22 protein-coding genes are annotated in these 20992 nt (G+C 71.2%); 8 read left to right on the top strand and 14 right to left on the bottom strand.

What is annotated here, in order from left to right:
• Window positions 1-2: 2 nt before the first annotated feature.
• From C2L58_RS26390 to C2L58_RS26335, 12 genes are all read right to left on the bottom strand, one after another.
• On the bottom strand, window positions 3-1283 hold the full coding sequence (locus C2L58_RS26390; RefSeq protein WP_103340369.1) for a hypothetical protein: 1281 nt from the start codon (window positions 1281-1283) through the stop codon (window positions 3-5).
• Window positions 1277-1882, bottom strand: a complete 606-nt coding sequence (locus C2L58_RS26385; RefSeq protein ID WP_103340368.1) for an ABC transporter ATP-binding protein — start codon at window positions 1880-1882, stop codon at window positions 1277-1279. The genes C2L58_RS26390 and C2L58_RS26385 overlap by 7 nt, the downstream gene beginning before the upstream one ends.
• Window positions 1879-2754 carry a TIGR03621 family F420-dependent LLM class oxidoreductase gene (locus tag C2L58_RS26380; protein ID WP_103340367.1) on the bottom strand — a complete coding sequence of 292 codons (876 nt, stop codon included), beginning with the start codon at window positions 2752-2754 and terminating at the stop codon, window positions 1879-1881. Before C2L58_RS26380 ends, C2L58_RS26385 begins: the two co-directional genes overlap by 4 nt.
• Window positions 2755-2768: 14 nt before the next feature.
• Window positions 2769-3611: a TIGR03621 family F420-dependent LLM class oxidoreductase gene (locus C2L58_RS26375; RefSeq protein WP_103340366.1), complete on the bottom strand. Its 843-nt coding sequence runs from the start codon at window positions 3609-3611 to the stop codon at window positions 2769-2771.
• A gap of 88 nt (window positions 3612-3699) precedes the next feature.
• Complete coding sequence (locus C2L58_RS26370) at window positions 3700-5523, bottom strand: phosphoenolpyruvate carboxykinase (GTP) (protein ID WP_103340365.1); 1824 nt, start codon at window positions 5521-5523, stop codon at window positions 3700-3702.
• A gap of 347 nt (window positions 5524-5870) precedes the next feature.
• Window positions 5871-6566, bottom strand: coding sequence for a hypothetical protein (locus C2L58_RS26365; protein ID WP_103340364.1), 696 nt, complete (start codon window positions 6564-6566; stop codon window positions 5871-5873).
• A 101-nt stretch (window positions 6567-6667) separates the two neighbouring features.
• A complete protein-coding gene (locus tag C2L58_RS26360) occupies window positions 6668-8506 on the bottom strand; it encodes a dynamin family protein (RefSeq protein WP_103340363.1) in 1839 nt (612 codons plus the stop codon).
• On the bottom strand, window positions 8503-8892 hold the full coding sequence (locus tag C2L58_RS26355) for a nucleotide exchange factor GrpE (RefSeq protein ID WP_199191446.1): 390 nt from the start codon (window positions 8890-8892) through the stop codon (window positions 8503-8505). The genes C2L58_RS26360 and C2L58_RS26355 overlap by 4 nt, the downstream gene beginning before the upstream one ends.
• Window positions 8893-8910: 18 nt before the next feature.
• Window positions 8911-9525, bottom strand: coding sequence for a TetR/AcrR family transcriptional regulator (locus C2L58_RS26350; protein ID WP_103340361.1), 615 nt, complete (start codon window positions 9523-9525; stop codon window positions 8911-8913).
• Window positions 9522-10001 carry a YqeB family protein gene (locus C2L58_RS26345; RefSeq protein WP_103340360.1) on the bottom strand — a complete coding sequence of 160 codons (480 nt, stop codon included), beginning with the start codon at window positions 9999-10001 and terminating at the stop codon, window positions 9522-9524. The genes C2L58_RS26350 and C2L58_RS26345 overlap by 4 nt, the downstream gene beginning before the upstream one ends.
• 59 nt (window positions 10002-10060) lie before the next feature.
• Window positions 10061-10708 carry a hypothetical protein gene (locus tag C2L58_RS26340; protein WP_103340359.1) on the bottom strand — a complete coding sequence of 216 codons (648 nt, stop codon included), beginning with the start codon at window positions 10706-10708 and terminating at the stop codon, window positions 10061-10063.
• Window positions 10709-10768: 60 nt separating this feature from the next.
• Window positions 10769-12283, bottom strand: coding sequence for a dynamin family protein (locus C2L58_RS26335; RefSeq protein WP_199191450.1), 1515 nt, complete (start codon window positions 12281-12283; stop codon window positions 10769-10771).
• Between the two features lie 193 nt (window positions 12284-12476).
• Between C2L58_RS26335 and C2L58_RS26330 the strand changes: the two genes are divergently transcribed.
• Window positions 12477-13649, top strand: a complete 1173-nt coding sequence (locus C2L58_RS26330; RefSeq protein WP_441296321.1) for a sensor histidine kinase — start codon at window positions 12477-12479, stop codon at window positions 13647-13649.
• Window positions 13646-14302 carry a response regulator gene (locus C2L58_RS26325; RefSeq protein WP_103340356.1) on the top strand — a complete coding sequence of 219 codons (657 nt, stop codon included), beginning with the start codon at window positions 13646-13648 and terminating at the stop codon, window positions 14300-14302. Before C2L58_RS26330 ends, C2L58_RS26325 begins: the two co-directional genes overlap by 4 nt.
• A gap of 2 nt (window positions 14303-14304) precedes the next feature.
• Here the strand turns inward: C2L58_RS26325 and C2L58_RS26320 are convergent, their stop codons facing one another.
• Both C2L58_RS26320 and C2L58_RS26315 read right to left on the bottom strand, forming a co-directional pair.
• Window positions 14305-15216, bottom strand: coding sequence for an SDR family NAD(P)-dependent oxidoreductase (locus C2L58_RS26320; RefSeq protein ID WP_103340354.1), 912 nt, complete (start codon window positions 15214-15216; stop codon window positions 14305-14307).
• Window positions 15213-15800: a TetR/AcrR family transcriptional regulator gene (locus C2L58_RS26315; protein ID WP_103340353.1), complete on the bottom strand. Its 588-nt coding sequence runs from the start codon at window positions 15798-15800 to the stop codon at window positions 15213-15215. Before C2L58_RS26315 ends, C2L58_RS26320 begins: the two co-directional genes overlap by 4 nt.
• A 196-nt stretch (window positions 15801-15996) precedes the next feature.
• On the opposite strand from C2L58_RS26315, the gene C2L58_RS26310 reads away from it, so the two are divergent.
• The 6 genes from C2L58_RS26310 to trmB all read left to right on the top strand — a co-directional run bounded on the left by C2L58_RS26310 (window position 15997) and on the right by trmB (window position 20915).
• A complete protein-coding gene (locus C2L58_RS26310) occupies window positions 15997-16935 on the top strand; it encodes an ABC transporter ATP-binding protein (RefSeq protein ID WP_103340351.1) in 939 nt (312 codons plus the stop codon).
• A 17-nt stretch (window positions 16936-16952) separates the two neighbouring features.
• Complete coding sequence (locus tag C2L58_RS26305) at window positions 16953-17705, top strand: ABC transporter permease (RefSeq protein ID WP_103340349.1); 753 nt, start codon at window positions 16953-16955, stop codon at window positions 17703-17705.
• Between the two features lie 109 nt (window positions 17706-17814).
• Complete coding sequence (locus C2L58_RS26300; protein ID WP_103340347.1) at window positions 17815-18729, top strand: ATP-binding cassette domain-containing protein; 915 nt, start codon at window positions 17815-17817, stop codon at window positions 18727-18729.
• Window positions 18726-19481 carry a hypothetical protein gene (locus C2L58_RS26295; RefSeq protein WP_103340345.1) on the top strand — a complete coding sequence of 252 codons (756 nt, stop codon included), beginning with the start codon at window positions 18726-18728 and terminating at the stop codon, window positions 19479-19481. The genes C2L58_RS26300 and C2L58_RS26295 overlap by 4 nt, the downstream gene beginning before the upstream one ends.
• A 159-nt stretch (window positions 19482-19640) precedes the next feature.
• Window positions 19641-20210, top strand: a complete 570-nt coding sequence (locus C2L58_RS26290) for a hypothetical protein (RefSeq protein ID WP_103340343.1) — start codon at window positions 19641-19643, stop codon at window positions 20208-20210.
• A gap of 9 nt (window positions 20211-20219) precedes the next feature.
• Window positions 20220-20915 (top strand): tRNA (guanosine(46)-N7)-methyltransferase TrmB, encoded by a 696-nt coding sequence (gene trmB / locus C2L58_RS26285; RefSeq protein WP_103340341.1) that lies wholly within the window; start codon window positions 20220-20222, stop codon window positions 20913-20915.
• Window positions 20916-20992: the final 77 nt, after the last annotated feature.

Below are 20992 nucleotides of genomic sequence, written 5' to 3'. Positions count from 1 at the left end.
GGTCAAACGGCGGCGGCGAGCAGCACGATGCCGACCACCTGGAGGTCGAGACCGCGGAAGAGCTGGCGGGCGAGGTTGGCCGGCATCGGGCCCATCGGGGTGTCGACGAACGCGGGATTCGCGTAGTCAACGGCGGTGCGGGTGACCGTGCGCAGGATCGAAAGCACCGACAACGGCACGGCGAGCCACGCCGTGGCGGCGAACGACGTCCCACCCGCGAGGGTGACCACGACGAGCACCGTCCCCCAGAGCAAACCCACCCCGGCGAGCACCAGGCCGTGGGCCAGCACGAGGGCGCGGTCCGCCGAGCCCACCCACCGCCGCCGGCCCGGATTGCGCCAGAGCTCCCCGAGCCCGCCGCCGAACGGCATCAGCGCGACGTACCCGCCGATGCCGATCAGGACCGCGCCCGGGGCCGTCGGCACCGCGATGTGCGCGACGACGACCGCCAGGCCGACCAGCAGCGCCGCGCCCGCGTACCGCGCCCGGCCGAGGGTGCCCGCCCAGGCCAGCCGCAGCGGCGTCGGGCGGCGCAGCGAAAGCCCGCCGGTCGGCGCGGACGGCGGGAGCAGCATCATCGGGTCGAGGAAGGTGACGGCGACCGAGCGCAGCACCCGGCCGTCCCACCCGGCAAGCAGCGCCGCCCGGCCCGCGCGCGACACCGGTTCGCCGCCGAAGGCCAGCGGCAGCGCGGCGGCGAGCACCCCGGCCGCGACGAACTGGACGGTGGCCGGGCCGAGGCCCAGCGCGGCGATCACCAGGCCGAGAACCGCGAGCGCCAGCGGACCCAGCGCGTCGAAACGCAGCGACGTCCGCCGAGCCGAAGCGAAGGCCGCCACCCCGGTCGCGACGACGATCGCGACCGCCGCCCGCCACTGCTCCAGCCCGGCGCCGCCGACGGCGAGCAGCAGCGCGGCCAGGTAGCCGGTCACCACGACCACCCCGGTCCACGCGCCGAGCAGCCGCAGCGTGACGACGCGGGCGCGATCCACCGGGGCGAAGTCGAGCCAGGTCAGCTCGGCCGGCTCGACCCACGCAAAGCCGCGCCGCAGCAGGCCGCGCCAGCCCACCGCGCAGCAGAGCGTCAGCAGGCCGAGCACGGCCGGGAAGTCCACAGTGGACGATCCGTAGAGCGCGGGGCGCCAGCCGTCGACGTGGAAGAACGCGGTGAACAGGAACCCGAAGCCGAACAGGAGGACGAAGGTCGCGGTGTCGCCGCTGAAGATCCCGCCGAACCGCTTGCGCCCCGGGACCCGCATCCGGCGCGGGGCCGTCGTCACCACAGTTCGAGCACGCTGTCCGCGGCTTCCAGCAGCGGCGGGTGGTGGGTGGCCACCACGACCGCCGCGCCGGCCGCCGTCGACCGGGCGATCACCTCGACCAGCCACTCCTTGCCCGCCGTGTCCAGCGCGCGTTCCGGCTCGTCCAGCAGCAGCACCCGGTGCGGCCGGGCGGTGACGCCGAGCAGCAGCAGGCGGCGGCGCTGGCCCGCGGAGAAGTGCCCGGACGTCACGCGCATGCGTTCGCCGAGGCCCGCGTCGCGCAGGAGTTCCTCGTGGTCGCCGAGGTCGGCGCCGAACGAGCCGGACAGCAGCTCGAGGTGCTGCAACGGCGTCAGCTCGGCGAAGAAGTCGGAGTCGTCGAACAGCACCGACACCTTGCGCCGGAACTCGACGTCCCGCTCGTCCGGCAGCTTGCCGTCGACCAGCACGCGGCCCCGCTGCGGCTTCTGCATGCCGTAGAAGCAGCGCATCAAGGTCGACTTGCCGACGCCGTTGGGCCCGACGATCGCGGCGCACTCCCCGGGGTCGACGGAGAAGTCGAGGTCGTCGAACAGCCACAGCTCGCCGGCCCGGACGCCGAGCGCCTTCGCGTCGATCATCGGAGGGCTTCGAGGACCGGGGCGAACTGGTCCATGTTGTGCTCCAGGACGGTGTAGTAGGTCAGGCCGAACCGTTCGCGGTGCGCGTGGAGCTGCTCGGCCACTTCGGCGGGGGTGCCGGCCAGCACGGTCGGCAGCTCGGCGAGCTGGGCGGCCGTCAGCAGACCCTGGAAGGTGTCTTCGAACTGGCTGAGCGCGGCCTTGCGGTCATCGGTGATGTGCACGAAGTGGACGAGCAGGTTGAACTCGGCCTCGCGGTCACCGAGCTTCGACCGGACGAACCGGACGCGCTCCTCGATGTCCCCGGCCGTCGCCGGGACCAGCGCGGCGCCGTCCGGTGTCTTCGCCGTACCGGTGAAGCCGATGATGTCGGCGTGCTCGGCGGCGAGCGTCAGGATCCGATCGCCGCGGCCGCCGAGCAGCAGCGGCGGTCCGCCGGGACGCACGAGCGCGGGCTTGTGCTCCGGGTCCGCGTAGAGCCGCTTGAGCTCGGCGATTGTCCGCTCGAGGTGGTCGACGCGCTCGCGGGCGGACGGGAACGGCATCCCGGCGGCCTCGAACTCCTCCTTGACGTACCCGGCGCCGAGCCCCAGCTCCAGCCGTCCGCCGGTGAACTGGTCGGTGCCGGTGACGTCCCGGGCCAGCAGCACCGGGTTGTAGAACGGCGTGTTGAGCACGAAGGTGTTCAGCTTGACGCGCGAAGTGACCTCGCCGGCGAGCACCAGCGCCGGGAACGGCGGCGCCATGCCCAGGTGGTCGGCCGCGGACAGGACGTCGTAGCCGAGATCCTCGACCCTGCGGCACTTCTCGACCCAGGCGGCGCGGGTGTCCGGCACGACCATGTTGACGCCGAAGCGGAAATCCCCAGTCATGCTGCCCAAGGTACTCAGTGGAGTTTTTCGAGCACCGGGGCGAGCCTGGTCAGGTCGTCTTCGAGCACCGTGAAGTAGCTGGCGCCGAGGTTCTCGCGGGTGCGCAGCAGCTGCTCGGCCACCGCGTCCGCCGAACCGACGAGGACCGTGGCCAGCTCGCCGAGCTCCTCGACGTCGAGGTGCGGCACGAGCCGGTGGGCCGTCTCCAGGGCGGTCCGCCGGTCATCGGTGATCCGGACGAAGTGGACCATCAGGTTCAGCTCGACGTCCCGGCCGTCGAGCACCCGCTTCACGAAGCCGGCGCGCTCGGCCAGCGCGGTGGCATCGGCCAGGGCCAGCCGCCCCTCGGCCGCGCCGGGCGCGGTGCCGGTGAGGGCGATCGTGTCGGCGTGCTCGGCGGCGAAGGTCAGCATCCGGTCGCCGCGGCCGCCGAGCAGCAGCGGCGGCCGCGGGCGGCCGGTGAACGCGCGCTCGATCTCGGTGACCACGTCGGCGAGCCGGCGGAACCGGAGGCCGGGCGTGCCCCAGTCGATCCCGGCGGCTTCGAACTCCGCGCGGACGTACCCGGCGCCGACCCCGATCTCCACCCGGCCGCCGGTGAACTCGTCGAGCGCGGCGAGGTCGCGGCTCAGGAGCACCGGGTTGTGGAAGCTCGCGTTGAGGACGTAGGTGTTCAGCCGGATCCGCTCGGTCGCCTCGGCGGCGAGCAGCAGCGCGGGCACCGGCGCGACCCGGCCGAGGTGGTCGACCACGCCGACGACGTCGTAGCCGAGGTCCTCGGCTTGGCGGCACTTCGCCACCCACTCTTTCCGGGAGCCGGGCACGTACAACGCCACGCCGAAGCGGAAGGGTCTCATGCCCGCGAAGCTACCCGGCCAAAAGGTCGTGAGTGGTAAGGCGGGTTAGAACCCGCCTTACCACTCACGACCAGGTGCGGCAGACTGCTCAGGCGAGGCGCTGGGCCAGCGCGTCGAGCTCGTCACGCAGCGACGTCGGCACCCGGTCGCCGATCTTGTCGAACCACTCCTCGATCAGCGGCAGCTCCTCGCGCCACTCCTCGGGCTTGACGTCCAGGGCGGCCTGGATGTCCTCGAGCGGCTCGGTCAGGCCCTCGGTGTCGAGGTCCTCGGCGCGCGGCACGAAACCGACCGGCGTCTCGACGGCGTTGCCCTTGCCCTCGACGCGCTCGACGACCCACTTGAGGATCCGCGAGTTCTCGCCGAAGCCCGGCCACAGGAAACGGCCGTCGTCGCCGCGGCGGAACCAGTTGACGTAGAAGATCTTCGGCAGCTTGTTCGCGTCGGCGTTCTTGCCCAGCGTCAGCCAGTGCTTGAAGTAGTCACCGGCGTGGTAGCCGAGGAACGGCAGCATCGCCATCGGGTCGCGGCGGACGTTGCCGACCGCGCCGGCCGCCGCGGCGGTGGTTTCCGACGACATGGTGGCGCCCATGAACACGCCGTGCTGCCAGTCGCGGGCTTCGTTCACCAGCGGCACCGTCGTCTTGCGGCGGCCGCCGAACAGGATCGCCGAGATCGGCACGCCCTTCGGGTCGTCCCACTCCGGCGCGAGGATCGGGCACTGCGACATCGGCGTGCAGTAGCGCGAGTTCGGGTGCGCGGCCTTCTCGTCCGAGTCCGGCGTCCAGTCCTGCCCCTTCCACGACGTCGCGTGCTCGGGCTGGTTCTCCATGCCCTCCCACCAGATGTCGCCGTCGTCGGTCAGGGCGACATTCGTGAAGACCGTGTTGCCCTTCTCGATCGTGCGCATGGCGTTCGGGTTGGTGTGCCAGTCGGTGCCCGGCGCGACGCCGAAGAAGCCGAACTCCGGGTTGACCGCGTACAGGCGGCCGTCCTCGCCGAAGCGCATCCAGGCGATGTCGTCGCCCAGGGTCTCGGCGCGCCAGCCCGGGATGGTCGGCTGCAGCATGGCGAGGTTGGTCTTGCCGCAGGCGCTCGGGAACGCGGCCGCGACGTAGTGGACCTTGTCCTCGGGGGAGATCAGCTTGAGGATCAGCATGTGCTCGGCGAGCCAGCCCTCGTCACGGGCCATCACCGACGCGATGCGCAGCGAGTAGCACTTCTTGCCCAGCAGGGAGTTGCCGCCGTAACCCGAGCCGTAGCTCCAGATCGCGCGCTCCTCGGGGAAGTGCGAAATGTACTTCGTTTCGTTGCAGGGCCAGGAAACGTCCTGCTCGCCCGGTTCGAGCGGGTGGCCGACGGAGTGCAGCGCGGGCACGAATTCGCGCTCGCTGCCGTCCGGCGCGACGAACTTCTCGAGCGCCGCCTTGCCGGCGCGGGTCATCACGCGCATCGAAGCGACGACGTAGGCGAAATCCGTGATTTCGATACCCAGCTTGGGATTGTCGTCGCCGAGCGGACCCATGCAGAACGGGATGACGTACATCGTGCGGCCGCGCATCGAACCGCGGAACAGCTCGGTCATGGTGGCCTTCATCTCGGCCGGGTCCATCCAGTTGTTGGTCGGACCGGCGTCCTCGGGACGCTCCGAGCAGATGAAGGTCCGGTCTTCGACGCGGGCGACGTCGTCCGGGTCGGAAGTGGCCCAGAAGGAGTTCGGCTTGGACTTGAGCTGCACGAACGTGCCGGCCTCGACCAGCTCCTGGTTGATCCGGGCGGCTTCTTCGTCAGACCCGTCGACCCACACCACGCGGTCCGGGGTGGTCAGTTCGGCGACCTCCCGGACGAAGGACAGCACGCCGGTGTGCGTCGTCGGCGCGGTGTCCAGTCCGGGGATGGCGACTGCGGTCATCTCTACTCCTGACTTCCGACGACAAATGCGCCCGCACCGGAACGACGTTGTCCCGGTGCGGGCGTCATTGCCGGCGACCGAATGGCTTCGCACACCGGCTGGCGAACCGGTGTCAGCGATTTGGGATTCCCCGAGAGTAGCCGCATGACCGGCGAGTAACCGAGAGCTGACGTGTAGGTTCTCTCACAAGAACGATAAGGGAATCGATTCAGATGTCACTTGATCGGTGGATTCGCTGAAAATCTTCCGGTGGCCCGGGACACAGCTGTGACCTGGTCGTTTTCATTGACGACATGAAGAAAGCCCGGGGCCGCAGCCCCGGGCTTTCAAACTATGACCTGGATCACTCAGTTCGGCGAAATCCACTGCCCCGTGCCGGAGTCGATGCGCGCGACGCCTTCCAGCGTCTGCGTGCCGGCCTCGCCCCAGGCGGCGTCGGCGGCCGGGTCGCTTTCGGCGTTCATCAGTCCACTGGAGACTTCGGTCCACTGGCCGGGGCCGGCGTGCTCGAACGTCGTGGTGGTGCCGTCGGACTCGGTCTGCACCGCGATGTCCGCTTCGCCGTCGCCGTCCTTGTCGGTGAAGGCGATGGTGCCGCCGCTCTTCGTCTCGACGATGGCGGTGTCGTTGTGCCCGTCGTGGTCGGTGTCGATGGTCGCGACCCCGGCGTCCACCTCACCATCCGGCAGGTCGGCGTGGATGTGGCCGCCGGAGCTGTCGTCGCGGCCGGTGCCGGAGTCGTCGTGGCCACTGCCGGAGCCGTCGTGCACCCACTGGCCGCTGGCCTCGTCGTAGACCGCCTGCTCGACGACCTTCCCGTTCTCGTCCAGCACGGCGTAGTGGTCGGCCTCGCCGTCGTGGTTCGTGTCGATGAAGGCCTGCGCCGAGCCGTCTCCGTGCTCGATGATCGCGGTGTCGTTCACCCCGTCTTCGTTCACGTCGTAGTTGACCTCGGCCTGGTACTCCTGGCCGTCGACGTGGACGTGCATCGCGTCCGGGCTGCTCGCGTCGGTGTCGCTGCCGCCGCTCTCGTCGACCCACATGGGACTTCCCCCTTCGAACCGGGTAACACGCTCCGACCTGCTGTCTGAGGGTATGACTCACCGTAGGCCCGTTCGGTTCCGCTCCACAACCGGACCGCCGGTCAGGCCGTTTTGTCCCGGAGGGCCCGGATCCGCGTCAGGAAGGCTTCGGCGCGGTCACGGCCGTCGCTGACCTCTTTGAGCCGCTTCGACACGACGGCGATCTTCTTGGCCCGCTCCTGCGCACCCATCTTGATCGTCTTGTCGACTTCCTTCAGCTCGGCCTCGATCGCGTCGATGCGCCGGCCCAGCGCCTCGTCGAGCGCCATCGACAGCTGCTGCTCGGCCTCGATGAGCTGCTCGGCGACGAGCTGGTCGAGCGTCGAGCGGGCGTCCGCGATGGCCTCGACCAGCCACTGCTTCATGTGCTGCTTGTCGGCCGCGTGCTTGCGCGTGCGGGCCATCCACCAGCCGGCCCCGAGGCCGATGATGATCGTCGCGGGCAGCACCACCGGGTTGAGGATCGCGACGCCGGCCAGCGGGAGCGCGGCCACCTTGCCGGCCCCGACGCCGCCGGAGATGCCCATGAAGACGAGCAGCTTGTCCTCGGCCGTCGGCGGCTTCTTGTCCGGCGGGCGCAGGACCACCGGCGGGCCGCCCGCCCGGGCGAACTGCGCGCGGATGACGTCGAGCTCTTCGGGCGAGAACAGCTCCGACAGCGAGACGTTGGTGACCTGGTTCAGGCGCTGCGAGAGCAGCATCGAAATCCGCTGCGACGTCGTCTGCAGCGCGAGGTCGACCTGCTGGGGCAGCGCGGCCAGCTCGTCGCGCTTGGCCGCGTCGATCAGCTGGCGGAAGTGGGTCTGCGCGTCCCGCATCTGCCGGGCGCTCTCGTGCCCGATCTCGACACGGGTGCGCTGCACCTCGCCGCGCAGCTTCAGCTGCCAGCCGCGGGTCGACGTCCGCCGCTCGGCCTGCAGCCGGTCACGGCGTTCGCGCAGCTGCTCGGCCTCGGCCTCACCCGCGGACAACGCCCGGCTCTCGGCCCGCAGCTTCGCCTTGAGCTCGCCGAGCGCACTGGACAGCGCACGCAGCGTGTTCGCCTCGCCGAGCATCGCCGAGCGGCCGACGAGCAGCTCCTGCAACGCCGTCTGGATGGCGGCGACCCCGGACTTCTCGCGCAGCATCGCGGCCATCTGCTCGTTGGGCGCCTTCGCCGCGGTCTCGAACATCCGCGCCGACACCGGGTGGAACACCGCGTCGGCGAAGCGGGGCGCGTGTTCGCGCAGCAGCTGCCGGTCGGCCTCCATCACCTCGCGCCAGCCGCGGAACATGTCCACCTTGGTCAGCGCGAACACGACGGTCTCCACGCGCTCGCCGACGTCACGCAGGAACTGCAGCTCGGTCGAGGTGAACGGCGCCGACGCGTCGACGACGAAGAGCAGCGCGGTGGCGCCCGCGGCGGCTTCCTTGGCGAGCTCGCCGTGCATCGAGTCGAGCCCGCCGACGCCCGGCGTGTCGACCAGCGAAAGCCGTTCCAGCAGCGGCACCGGCCCGGTGACCTCGACGTACCGCGGCGGGATCTGGCCCGGCGGCAGCTCGTGCGCGGCGGAGACCCAGTTGATCAGCTGGCCGAGGCCGATCGGCACCGGGGCGAGCTGGCCGGGGTAGCAGGCGTGCGCGGCCCAGGCGTCCGCGTGGTCGAACACCAGGTACGTCGCGGTGGCGACGTCGGCGTCCACCGGGGACAGTCCCGGCATCGCGAGCAGCGCGTTGACCAGCGAGCTCTTCCCGCGGTTCGTCTCGCCGACGACCACGACGGCCGGCTTCTTCGGCCGGGCCCGCCGGATGCCGTCGACCCACTTGGCGGCGTCCGGATCGGCCTCGCGGACGACGGTCAGCAGCTGGTCTCGGGTCGCGGCGACCTGCGTGGGCAGGCTCGGCGCGGTCGGGGCGCTCACGGGTTCTTCTTCGCGTAGACGGTGACGATCGGGGCGCGCAGCAGGCGGTCGTGGTCGGCGAAGCCGGCGACCTCGGTTTCCGCGACGATGCCGTCGAGCGCGGGGTCTTCGGTCGGGACCGCGCCGCCCGCTTCGTGGTGCGCCGGGTCGAACCGCTCACCGTCGGGCCGCAGGGCTTGGACGCCGATCGCGGCGAGCCCCTCTTCCAGCCGTTCGACGACGCCGCCGCTGCGGGCGCGGTCCAGGGCGTACAGGCACATCTGGATCAGTGCCTGGCGATCAGCGAGGGCGCGCTCGAGATCGGTGACCTGCTGCTGCAAGGGGTGCACATCGGTGTCCGACGCGGCGGCACCGCGGTCGGTTCCGTCCTTGCGAAACCACGCCATGACCACAGTCTGGCGGACTCAGCCGCCCTGCGGGTGCGGAACCGGGCGAAGGAACCGGATCAGGATCGTCCGGAGGATCGCCTGCTCGGCGGGCAGATCGAGGTCGTGCTCGAGACCGGCCCGCGAAATCATCGCGTCGATCAGGCCGGCGACCCAGCCGGCGGCCGCGCCCGGGGGGACGCCGGGGTCGATCAGCCCGGCTTCGGCGGCGCGGGTGACCAGCACGGCCAAGCCGTCCCGCAGCGCGCGGTCGTTGCGGCGGATCAGCTCGGCGAAGTCGTTGTCGCGGGCGGCCTGGGCGGCGGCTTCCAGCACGAGCCGCGCGACCGCAGGGTGCGCGAGCTGGCCGGCCAGCTCGGTGACGACGTCGAGCAGCGCCGCCAGCGGATCGGCCGTCTTCGCCGCGGCTTCGAGGCGGCCGGCCGTCTCGGCGGCGTCGTCGGTGAAGATCGCCGTGAACACCGCGCGCTTGCTGGGGAAGTAGTGGAAGAGGCTGCCGGAGCTGATGCCCGCGGCCCGGCAGAGGTCCGCTGTCGTCGTCCGCTCGAAGCCCTTCTCGGCGAAGCAGCCGGCGGCGGCGTCGACGATCGCGCGGCGCTTGGCCGCGTGCTTGGCGGGGTCGACCGTCCTCATCGCTCGACCGGCGGCTCGTCCTGCCAGGGGTAACCGTGCTCGGCGAAGGCCGGCGCCAGCTCGCGGCCCGGGAGGTCGGTCTTCTCGCGGGCGATCTCCCGGCCGTCGGTGGTGCGCAGGACGAGCTCCTTGCCGTCGAGGTAGACGGCTTCGAGGTCGGCTTCGATCCGCCGGGTCTTGTCGCCGCGGACCAGCGTGACCCGGGTCGGCGACACCGTGACGACGAGCCGCTCGTGCGCCCAGATCGCGGCGAACACCAGGCCGAGCACGAGCCCGCCGGCGACCGCGGCCAGCGTCGCCCACGGCTGCGGCAGCTTCGTGAGCACCTTGAACACGCCCTGGAACGGGAAGGCGGGCAGGTCGCTCACCCAGGCGGCGATGGCCCAGACGCCCACGCCGAGCGCGCCCCCGACGAGCGGGCAGCCGACCCAGGACCCGGTGCGCAGCCAGGGCGGCTCGTCGACGGTCGTCTCCATGCCCATCATTATTAGACCGCGCGCTCGGTTTATGGCGCGCGGGGTAGGGCAGCGCGATGTCAGACGAGGTCGTCGATGACCTGGCGGAGGACTGCTTCCAAGCCCGGGCCGTTTTCGGCGAGGCGGGAGGAGACCAGCAGCTGGTCTTCGGCCGTGCGCAGCCAGATCGAACCGGCGACCGAGATCTCGATGACGTTCAGGCGGAACGGGTAGGCGCGGCGGCCCTGCTTCACCTCGGCCTCGCGCACCAGCTGGCCGAGCCGCTCGCCGGCCACGATCTGGCGGCGGTAGAAGCCGGGTGCCCACGGGGTGGTGCCCGACGGCTCGTTCGTCCCGCGCAGGGCGGGGCCGCGGGCGTTGGCGAAGTGGCGGGCCGCGGCCGGGCCGAAGAACTCGAGCGCCTGCCGCATCGCCGACCCCTGCGCGAGCGCGGGCCGGCCGTAGCGGGAGCGCGGGCTGCGCGGATCCGGGTCTTCGCGGTGGCGCAGGAAGGCCAGCAGGTCGACCCACCAGTCGGCCCACTGCGCCTGGACGGCCGCGCGGTCGAGCCCGGCCGGGATGTGCACCGGGACCTGGGGCTCCACCGGCGGCAGCACCTGTCCTTCGGAAACGGACAGCGCCAGGGCGTCACGAATGTACAGAGCGGCGTCGACCTCGGTCTCGCTGCTCCAGCCGGCCCGCCAGGATGTCGTGTTTTCTAGGCGCACGCCTCAACAGTACGCGGAAAGGCGGGCCCACCAGCGGAATTCGGCAAGGCGGAAACAAGCTCAGGCGTCGCGGACCTGTTGCCAGATCAAGAAGTACGCCCGGTGGACGACGTGGGCGACGCGGCTCTGCGCCGGCGTCGCACCGAAGGACGCGAAGGACCGCCACCAGCCGGCGCGCTCGAGCGCGTGCGCGGCCAGCTCCGGCCGCGGGGCGCCGGGCTTGCCGAGCTGGGCGCCGATGTCGGCGTTGCTGCCGACCCGCAGCACCTCTTCGGACAGGTCCTCCGGCATGTCGACCGCGCCGGAGGCGACCAGCGTCAGCGCTTCGAGCAGCCGCAGCTGGTGGGCCTCGGGCTTGGCGAGCAGCACCTCGATGGCGTCGTGGACGCGCTGGCGCTCGGCCGGATCGGCCGAGGCGTGCGCGAGCGCGGTCACCGAGGCCAGCGCCGCGGCCGCCTTGATGCCGTCGGCGCGGGCGGCGAACACCACCGCCAGCCGCTGCCGGACCGCCTCCAGGCCGGACGCGTCGAGCAGCGCCCGCCGCAACGCGCCCGCCGTGATCTCCGGCTCCTTGCGGACGGCCTCGACGCCGTGCGAGACGCCGAACAGATCGAGCTTCTCGAGCAGCCGCAGCCGGGTGCCCGCCGGGACGTCGCACTCCCAGCTCGTGAAGATGTCGGCCGAGATCAGCATGGTCTGCAGGACGTCGTCGTCGAGCTCGGCGAGCTGGCGCAGCGCATCGGCGTCGGCGGAGGTGAAGCCGCCGGACTCGGCGGACTCGGCGATCAGCCCGATCACCGGCAGCACGTCGGCGACCCGCGGCTTCAACGTCGACGCCTGCTTCTCGGCGAGCAGCGTCGCGGCCTTCCAGACGTCGCCGCCGGACCCCTCGACGGACTCGGGCGCGATGGTGTCCGCCTTGTTGAGGACGGCGATCGCGTTGACCGGGCCCGCCTCGCGGCTTGCCGTGGCCGCGGTGAAGGCGGCGAGGGCCTGCTGGTCGTCCGCGCGAACGCCCTGGGTGACGACGTACAGGACGGCTTCGGCGCCCGCGACGGCGTTGCGCGAGGTGTCGTCGAGCTCGTCCGAGCCCTCGTCGTCCTCTTCTTTGCGGTGCTTCGCCGCGCCCAGCAGCTGCTCGGTGCGGGACACCGAAGCGGCGTCGAGCGAGCCGAGGCCCGGGGTGTCGATCACCGTCATGCCCTGGAGGACGGCGTTGGTCAGGTACGCCTCGATGTGCGACACCCGCTCGATGTCGACGCCCAGCTCGGCGGGGATCATGCCGTCGGACGCGAACGGGAGCACCTGCTTGCGGCCGTCGGTGAAGACGATCTCGACGCGGTCGACCGTGCCGTACTGGAACCGGGTGACCAGCCGCGTGCACTCGCCGATGTCGGTCGGCGCGACCCGGCGCCCGATCAGGGCGTTGACCAGCGTCGACTTGCCCGACTTGATCCGGCCGGCCACGGCCACCTGCAGGGGCGCCCCGAGCCGGCGCAGCACCTCGGCGAACCCGGCGGCGGTGCGCGCGGAGACCTGCGGCTGCAGGCGGTGGCACAGGTTGGCCACCGACATCGACAGCGGGCCCGCGAGCCGGCCCTGCTCCGGTGACGTCACGGCCCCCAGCCCTCCCCGTCGTAGGCGACCACCCCCCGTGAATCGTGCCATGTGCCTCATCCCCAGGTCGCACCGAAGGTGCTACCGGCGACCGACGCGCGAACTCCGCCGGGCGACCTAGTGTTGTGTGGTGCGACGGCTGAGCCTCTGGATGCGTGCCCACCCCATGGCGGGTGACACCGTGTTCGCCGTCCTGCTCGGCCTCTTCGACCTGCTGCTGTTCACCGCGGACGGCCTGGACGAGCTCGGCGGGCTGCCGCCCTGGTACGTCGCCGTGCCGGTCGACATCGCGATGGTGCTTCCGCTGGTGTTCCGGCGGAAGTCGCCGCTGTGGTCGGCCTACGTCGTGCTGGTGCTCAGCGTCGTGCACGCGACGCTGGCGCTGGGCATCGCCAGCGTCGCCGGGCTGGCGTTGAGCATCTACTCGGTCGTCGTCTACGCGGGGCGGCGGCAGGGGCTGATCTTCGTCGGCGCGGTCGTGGCCGCGTCGGCGCTGCAGCTGGCGCTGGAGCAGACGGACGAGCTCGGCATCTCCGTGCTGCTCCTCGCGTTCGGGATCGCCCTGTGCTGGACCCTCGGCGAGTTCGTCGGGGCCCGGCGCGCCTACGACGTGGAAGTGGAGGCCCGGTTGCACCTGCTCGAGACCGAACGGGACCAGGCCGCCCGGATCGCGGTGGCCGAAGAGCGCGGGCGGATCGCGCGCGAGCTGCACGATGTCGTCGCGCACGCGGTCAGCGTCATGGTCGTGCAGGCCGACGGCGCTTCGTACGCGATCCAGAGCAACCCCGAGCTCGCGCAACGGGCCCTGCAAACGATTTCCGAGACCGGCCGAGGAGCGCTCGGCGAACTGCGGCGCCTGCTGGACGTGCTCCGCAGCGACGACGCGGACGGCGAGCCCCGGGTCCCGCAGCCGGACGCGCACGCCCTCGCCGAGCTGGCCGATCGGATGCGCGCCGCCGGGGTGCCGGTGGACCTGGAGCTCGGCGAGCTCGGCGACCTGCCGGCCGGCGTCTCGCTGGGCGTCTACCGGATCGTGCAGGAATCGCTGACCAACACGCTCAAGCACGCGGGGCGCGGCGCGACCGCCGCGGTGCGCGTCCAGCGGACCGGCGACCTGGTGGAGGTGCTGGTGTCCGACGACGGCGCTGGCCGCGTCCCGCAACTGGTCCCCGCCGGACGGCGCGACCCCCGGCTGCCGGGCGGGAACGGCTTGATCGGCATGCGCGAACGCGCGCACGTGTACGGCGGGACATTGGACGTGGGCCCGGCTCCGGGCGGAGGGTGGCAGGTCCGCGCGGCCTTGCCGGTTAGGTTGGACAAGTGATCCGGGTGGTGGTCGTCGACGACCAGGAACTGATGCGCGTCGGGTTCCGCATGGTGCTGGGAGCGCAGGCCGACATCGACGTCGTCGGCGAGGCCGGCGACGGCGCGCAGGCCATCAAGATGGCCGAAGAACTGCGTCCCGACGTCGTCCTGATGGACGTCCGGATGCCGGTGCTCGACGGCGTCGAAGCCACCAAGCGCATCGTCGCCGACGGCACCGCGCGCGTGCTGGTGATGACGACGTTCGACCTCGACGAGTACGTCTACGCGGCGCTGCAGGGCGGGGCGAGCGGGTTCCTGCTCAAGGACACCCAGCCCGACCACCTGGTGTCGGCGCTGCGCGCGGTCGCATCGGGTGACGCCGTGGTGTCGCCGTCGGTCACCCGCCGCCTCCTGGACCGCTTCGTCGGCACCGGCGGCTCCCCGATGCGGGACACCGCCGAGCTGGACGTGCTCACCGACCGCGAACGCGAGGTGCTCGTGCTGATCGCCAAGGGCATGTCGAACCTGGAGATCGCCGACGCGCTGTTCCTGTCCGAGGCCACGGTGAAGACGCACGTCGGGCGGATCCTGGCGAAGCTGGAGCTGCGAGATCGGGTGCAGGCCGTGGTGCTGGCCTACGAAACCGGTCTCGCCCGCCCCGGCATCGCCTGAAATCAGCGGAAGTCGTCCGGCGGCGTGGCCGCCGGGTCCTTGCCCGCGTCGCGGACCTCGGTGAGCCAGCGGCCGAAGTCCGGGCGGTCGCCGTCGACGTCGGTGTAGCCGTACTCCTTCATCAGCGTCCAGGACGCCAGCGTCCGCCCGGCGAACCGGGCGACCTCCGGGTCCTGCGCCAAGGCCGCGACGCCGCGGGCCAGCAGGTACGGCGTCTCGGAGATCTTGAAGTCGACCGGGGCGAGCTTGCCCACCGCGTCGCGCCAGTTTTCTTCGGTGACCCCGAAGTGGTCGAGCATCGACTCCGAGCGCAGGAACCCCGGGGTGACGGCGAGACCGACGCAGTCGTTCTTCTTCAGCTCGACGCCCAGCGCCCGGCCGAGCGCGCGGATGCCGCACTTGGCCAGGTAGTAGGGGAGGCCCGCGCCGACGTAGTCGTCGTTGTCGCCGTCGGTCACCTCCAGCACGAGCCCGCGGCGGGCGACCACCAGCGGCAGCAGCTTGTGCAGCGCGATGAGGTGCGTGTCGAGTGCGTTGTGCGTGAGGGTGAGCGCGTCCTCCAGCGGCGTCTCCCAGAACGGCGCGTCGAAGTGGAAGTACATGTCGCCGCCCCAGACGTCGTCGACCAGGATGTCGATTCCGTCCACTTCGGACTCGATACGGGCCCGCAGGGCGTCCACATCGGACACGGAGGTGAAGTCGCAGCGGACCACGACGGCCTTTCCGCCGGCCGCCTCGACCAGTTCGCCCGTCTCTTCGATCGTCTCCGGGCGCTTCATCGGCGACACCGTTTCGCGCGTCGTACGCCCGGTGACGTACACCGTCGCGCCCGCGCGGCCCAGCTCCACCGCGATCGCCCGCCCGCAGCCCCGGGTCGCCCCGGTGACCACCGCGACCTTGCCTGCCAAGCTCATGAATCCTCCCGTCCCCGCCACGCGGACAGCACCGCGTCGACGTCCTCCGCCAGCCGGTCGGCCAGCCGCCCGTGCGGCCGGATCGACCAGTCGATCGACACCCCGTTGAGCACGCCGAGCACCGCCCGCGCCGCCCGCGGCACGCTCGGCGCGTGCGGCAGCGCCGGAGCCGCCGCCCGCACCAGCCGCCGCAGTTCGTCCTCGACCGCCGTGAAGTGCTCGCCCAGCAGCGACCGCAGCACCGGGTCACCGATGTCCACGCCGAGCTGGCCCAGGTGGTTCGCCGCCTCTTCGGCGTCACCGAGCACCGCGTAGACCGACACCGCCGCGGCGCGCAGGCCGTCGACCGGGTCGTCCGCCCGCTCGGCGCACGCCCGCATGTGCTCGACCGCCCGCCGGGTGGCCCGCCGGCTCATCGCCTGCAGCAAGCCGCTCTTGGAACCGAACCGCTGCGCGACCGTGCCGACCGAGACCCCCGCTTCCGCGGCGACCTGCGCGAGCGTGAAACCGGGGCCACAGCGGCCGATCACGGTCTCCGCCGCACCCAGCAGCCGCTCGTCGGTGATGCTCCTCGGCCGGGCCACGGCATTATTGAACCACAGTTCATTAATGCCGTCGAATCAGGGTCGACTCAGGGTCATCACGGATCGCGCATCGGCCGAAGAGCCAGCAAGGTACTACTCAGGTAGGGGGACCGGTTCGGCCTACAGGGTGACGCGCGAACCATCCCCGACCCGCGACGATGAACGCGTCGTAAGCGAGGGGCGAAGAGGAGCAGTCATGATCGAGGCAACCGGCCTCACCAAGCGGTACGGAAAGACACTGGCGGTGAACAACCTGTCGTTCTCCGTGGCCGCGGGACAGGTCACCGGCTTCCTCGGTCCGAACGGGGCGGGCAAGTCCACCACCATGCGGATGATCCTGGGCCTGGACAACCCGACGGGCGGCCAGGTCACCATCGGGGGCAAGAAGTACCACGACCTCAAGGAGCCGCTGCGCACCGTCGGCGCGCTGCTCGACGCGAAGTGGGTGCACCCGAACCGTTCGGCGCGCGCCCACCTGCTGTGGATGGCGAAGTCCAACCGCATCCCGGCCGCCCGCGTCGACGAGGTGCTCGACACGGTCGGGCTGACCAGCGTCGCGAACAAGCGCGCGGGCGGGTTCTCGCTCGGCATGTCCCAGCGGCTCGGCATCGCGGCCGCCCTGCTCGGCGACCCCGAGGTGCTGCTCTTCGACGAGCCGGTGAACGGCCTCGACCCCGAGGGCATCCTCTGGATCCGGAAGTTCATGCACCGGCTGGCCGAGGAAGGCCGCACGGTGTTCGTGTCGAGCCACCTGCTTTCGGAGATGGCGCTGACCGCGAGCAACCTCGTGGTGATCGGCCGCGGGCAGCTGATTTCGCAGTCGACCACCGAGGAATTCGTCTCCCGCGCCGCGGAAAACACCGTCAAGGTGCGCTCGCCGCAGCTGGCCGAGCTGCGCGAGGTCCTGCAGCGGGCGAGCGCCGGGGTCGCCGACGAGGCGAACGCGCTCGTGGTGTCCGGGATGGACAGCGACAAGATCGGCGAGATCGCCGCCGCCAACCGGATCGTGCTGCACGAGCTGAGCCCGCAGACCGGCTCGCTCGAGCAGGCCTTCATGCAGATCACCGGCGACTCCGTCGAGTACCACACCGGCCTCGACGCCGAGGCGCAGCACGTGCTCGAGTCCGCCAAGTAACCGGGGAAACCAAGACCATGAATCTGCTCGCCGTAGAACGCATCAAGCTGTTCTCGACCCGCTCGCCGTGGTGGTGCGCGCTCATCACCCTGGCCCTGGCCATCGGCTTCGCGGCCATCTTCTCCGGCGCGTCGCCCGCCGACGAACGGGTCACCGTGGCCGCCACCCAGTTCGGCGGCTCCCAGTTCGGCATCGCCGTCGTCATGGTGCTCGCCGCTCTCGCGGTGACCACCGAATACCGCTTCAACACCATCCGGACGACCTTCCAGGCCGTACCGCACCGCTCGCCGGCGCTGGTCGCCAAGGCGATCGTCGTCGCGCTCGTCGCCCTGGTGATCGGCGAGATCGCCGCGTTCGGCGCCCTCGGCCTCAGCCTGCTGATGCGGCCGAACGACGGCCTCGGCCTGCACACCACGCAGGACTGGCTGAACGTCGCCGGGCTCGGGCCGGTGTTCGCGGTCGCCGCCGTGCTCGCCGTCGCGCTCGGCATCCTCATCCGGCACAGCGCCGGGGCCATCGCCCTGCTGCTCATCTACTACTTGGCCGTCGAGGAGCTGGTGCAGCTGATCCCGAAGGTCGGGCACCACATCCACGAGTGGCTGCCGTTCAACGTGGCGAACAAGTTCCTGCGCGGCTCGGCCGTCGCGGGCGACGGCCCGGCGCCGTCGGATTCGCCGCTGAGCCCCGGCTGGGCGCTGGCGTACTTCGCCGGCATCGCGCTCGTGTTCCTGCTCGTCGCCCTCGGGGTCGCGAAGAAGCGGGACGCATAGGGGAGAAAAAGGGGGAACAGGGGAAAACACCGGATCCGGGTCGCGCTGTCGGGGGGCGACCCGGATCCGGTGTTTCGCAGTAGGCTCGCCTGGACGGACGGGGGAGCCCATGATCGAGGCGACAGCACTGACCAAGCGGTACGGCGCCACGACCGCGGTCAACGAACTGACGTTCACCGCGCGCTCCGGGCGCGTCACCGGCTTCCTCGGCCCGAACGGCGCCGGCAAGTCCACGACGATGCGGCTGGTCCTCGGCCTCGACCGGCCCGACGCGGGCCGGGTGCTCGTCGACGGTGTCCCGTACCAGCAGCTGAAAGATCCACTGAGGACGGTCGGCGCGATGCTGGACGCCACCTGGCGCCACCCCGGCCGCAGCGGGCGCGACCACCTGCGCTGGCTGGCCGCGACCAACGGCATCCCGGACAAGCGCGTCGAAGAGGTGCTGGCGCTGGTCGGGCTGACGAGCGTCGGCTCGATGCGCGTCCTGCAGTACTCCCTCGGCATGCAGCAGCGGCTCGGGATCGCCGCCGCCCTGCTCGGCGATCCGCGCGTGCTGCTGTTCGACGAGCCGGTGAACGGCCTCGACCCCGAGGGCATGGCGTGGATCCGGCAGCTGCTGCACTCGCTGGCCGCCGACGGCCGGACCGTGTTCGTGTCCAGCCACCTGCTGCCCGAGATGGCGCAGACCGCGCAGGACCTGGTGGTGATCGGCCGCGGCCGGCTGATCTACCAGGGCACCATGGACGAGTTCATCGCACAGACGAGTGAACACGGCGTGCGCGTGCGCACCCCGCACGCCGACCGGCTGCGGACGGCGCTGACCGGGCAGGCCGAGTTCACCGAAGCCAACGGCGCCTTCGTGGTGTCCGGGGTGGACAGTGACCGGATCGGGCAGCTCGCCTTCGACGCCGGCGCGACGCTGCACGAGCTGAGTCCGATCACCGGCTCGCTCGAGCAGGCCTATCTCGACCTCACCCGCGACGCCGTCGAATTCGCGGTGCCGTCCCCGGAGGCCTCCCGATGATCGCCAACCTGCTCCGCGCCGAGCGCATCAAGCTCTTCAGCACCCGCGCGCCGTGGTGGTGCCTGGCCATCGCGATCATCGCGCCGCTCGCCCTCACCATGCTGATCTTCGCGCTGGCCGGCCCGGAGATCCCGGCGACCGTCGGCAACACCCAGCTGGTGAGCGGCAACGGCCGGACCGTGCTGCTCGTCCTCGCGGTGTTCGCGACCGCGTCGGAGTTCAACTGGGGCACCATGCGGCTGACGTTCCAGGCGGTGCCGAGCCGGGTGCCCGCGCTGCTGGCCAAGGTCCTGGTCGTCGGCGCACTGGGCACGGTGCTCGGGCTGGTCATCAGCTTCGGTTCGTGGGGGCTGGCGTCGCTGGTGCGGCCGGACGCGGACCTCGCGCTGCACACGGGCGCCGACTGGCGCTCGGTGCTCGGCCAGAGCCTGGTCTTCCTGTTCACCGCGGTGGCCGGGGTCGGCGTGGCGCTCCTGCTGCGCAGCGTGGCTTTCGCGCTGACGGTGGTCATCGTGTGGACCCAGGTGCTCGAAGGCCTGTTCGTCTTCATCCCGGGCTTCGGCAAGTACGTCTACCAGTGGATGCCGTTCCACGCCGCCGACGAGTTCGTCGGCGCGAGCGGGCTCACCACGGGGCCGCTGGGGTTGCCGTCCGCGCCGCTCGGCCCGTGGGGCCACCTCGGTTACTTCGCGGCGATCACCGTTGCCCTGTACGTGGCCGGCGTACTCGTGACGGCACGGCGTGACGCCTGAGCGTGACCGCGGTCTCAATAGCGCACGAAACCTTGTTAACAAAAGGTGAAACAACTGTGGCTTCTCTCACAGCCGCCGGACATACTGCTATGACCAGGCAAGATTCATAAGTGAACGCACCGGACCCGTCTGAGCTCCCCCTGGAGGTGAATCTTGACGGTGGACACCGGGCAAGAATTGGGCGGCACGATTCCCCGAGCCCGCGTCGAAGACGACGCTCCCCGGCTCGAACCCATGCTCGACCTCGAATGGTCGCGGGCGATCGAACTCCCGCAGGCCGCGATGACGGCGGCGACGCCGTCCGAACTCCGCCGCGCGTGGGTGCACCGCGCACCTCAAGACAGTGTCCTGGCCCTGTTCCGCGCTTCGGCCGGGATGGCGGGCCAGATCCCCGCGCCGTGGTGGCTGCGCGCGATGGCGGACGGCAAGCTCGATTCCCGGGAACAGGGTTTCCGCGTCGAAGACCGGATCGCGCAACTGCTCGGGCCGCGCCCGGGGTGGGAATTCGTCCCGTGGGCCGCGGACGGTGAATCCGGCTACTGGGAGTTCATGCCGTCCGAACGCGGGAAATCGGGGCACGCGATTCCCACCACGGTGATGAACACCGACCGGCACCCGGGCTGGATCGACGTCCTGCCCGCGCACACCGGGCGCACCCCGGACCCGATCCCGGTGGCCGGACTGGCCGGGCTGCGATCTCGACTCGGGGTGTTCGAAGCCGTTCGTTAACCTCGGTGGGTGGAGAACGAAGACCAGCCCCGGCTGCGCAGCGTGGTCAGCTACGTCAAGCGCGGCGGCCGGATGACCGTCGGGCAGCAGCGCGCTTGGGACGAACTGTGGCCTGAGCTGGGTCGCACCGTGAGCGAGCTGCCCGCCGGGCCGCTGGACTTCACCGCGTGGTTCGGCCGCGAGGCGCCGGTGATGCTGGAGATCGGCTCCGGCATGGGCGAGACGACGTCGCAGCTGGCCGCCGCGGCGCCGCAGCTCAACTACGTCGCGGCCGAGGTCTACGACCCCGGTCTCGGGCAGCTGATGCTGCGCGCCGAAAAGCTCGGCGTCGAAAACCTGCGGCTGCTGCACGGCGACGCCGTCGTGCTGCTGACCGAGCACGTCGAGCCGGAGACGCTGCACGGTGTGCGGCTCTTCTTCCCCGACCCGTGGCCGAAGAAGAAGCACCACAAGCGGCGGATCGTGTCGCCGTCGTTCGCCGCGCTCGTCGCGTCGCGGCTCGCGCCCGGCGGCACCTTCCACCTGGCGACCGACTGGGAGAACTACGCCGAGCAGATGCTCGAGGTCTGCTCCGCGGAGCCGGCGTTGAAGAATCGGTACGACGGCTGGGCGCCGCGGCCGGAGTGGCGGCCGGTGACGAAGTTCGAGCAGCGCGCGGACGTCGAAGGCCGCGTCTCGCACGACCTGATCTTCGAACGGCGCTGATTCGAGAAAGGCTGAAGGGGACTCTCCCCGGATCCCCTGCGGAGAAAGTCCCCTTCAGCTCACTACCCCCGGTATCC

It is taken from the genome of Amycolatopsis sp. CA-126428 (genome assembly GCF_002904335.1).
In the GTDB taxonomy this organism is placed as follows: Bacteria; Actinomycetota; Actinomycetes; order Mycobacteriales; family Pseudonocardiaceae; genus Amycolatopsis.
Note: the sequence above shows the minus strand (reverse complement) of the source record. Positions and strands in the feature narration are given on the sequence as shown.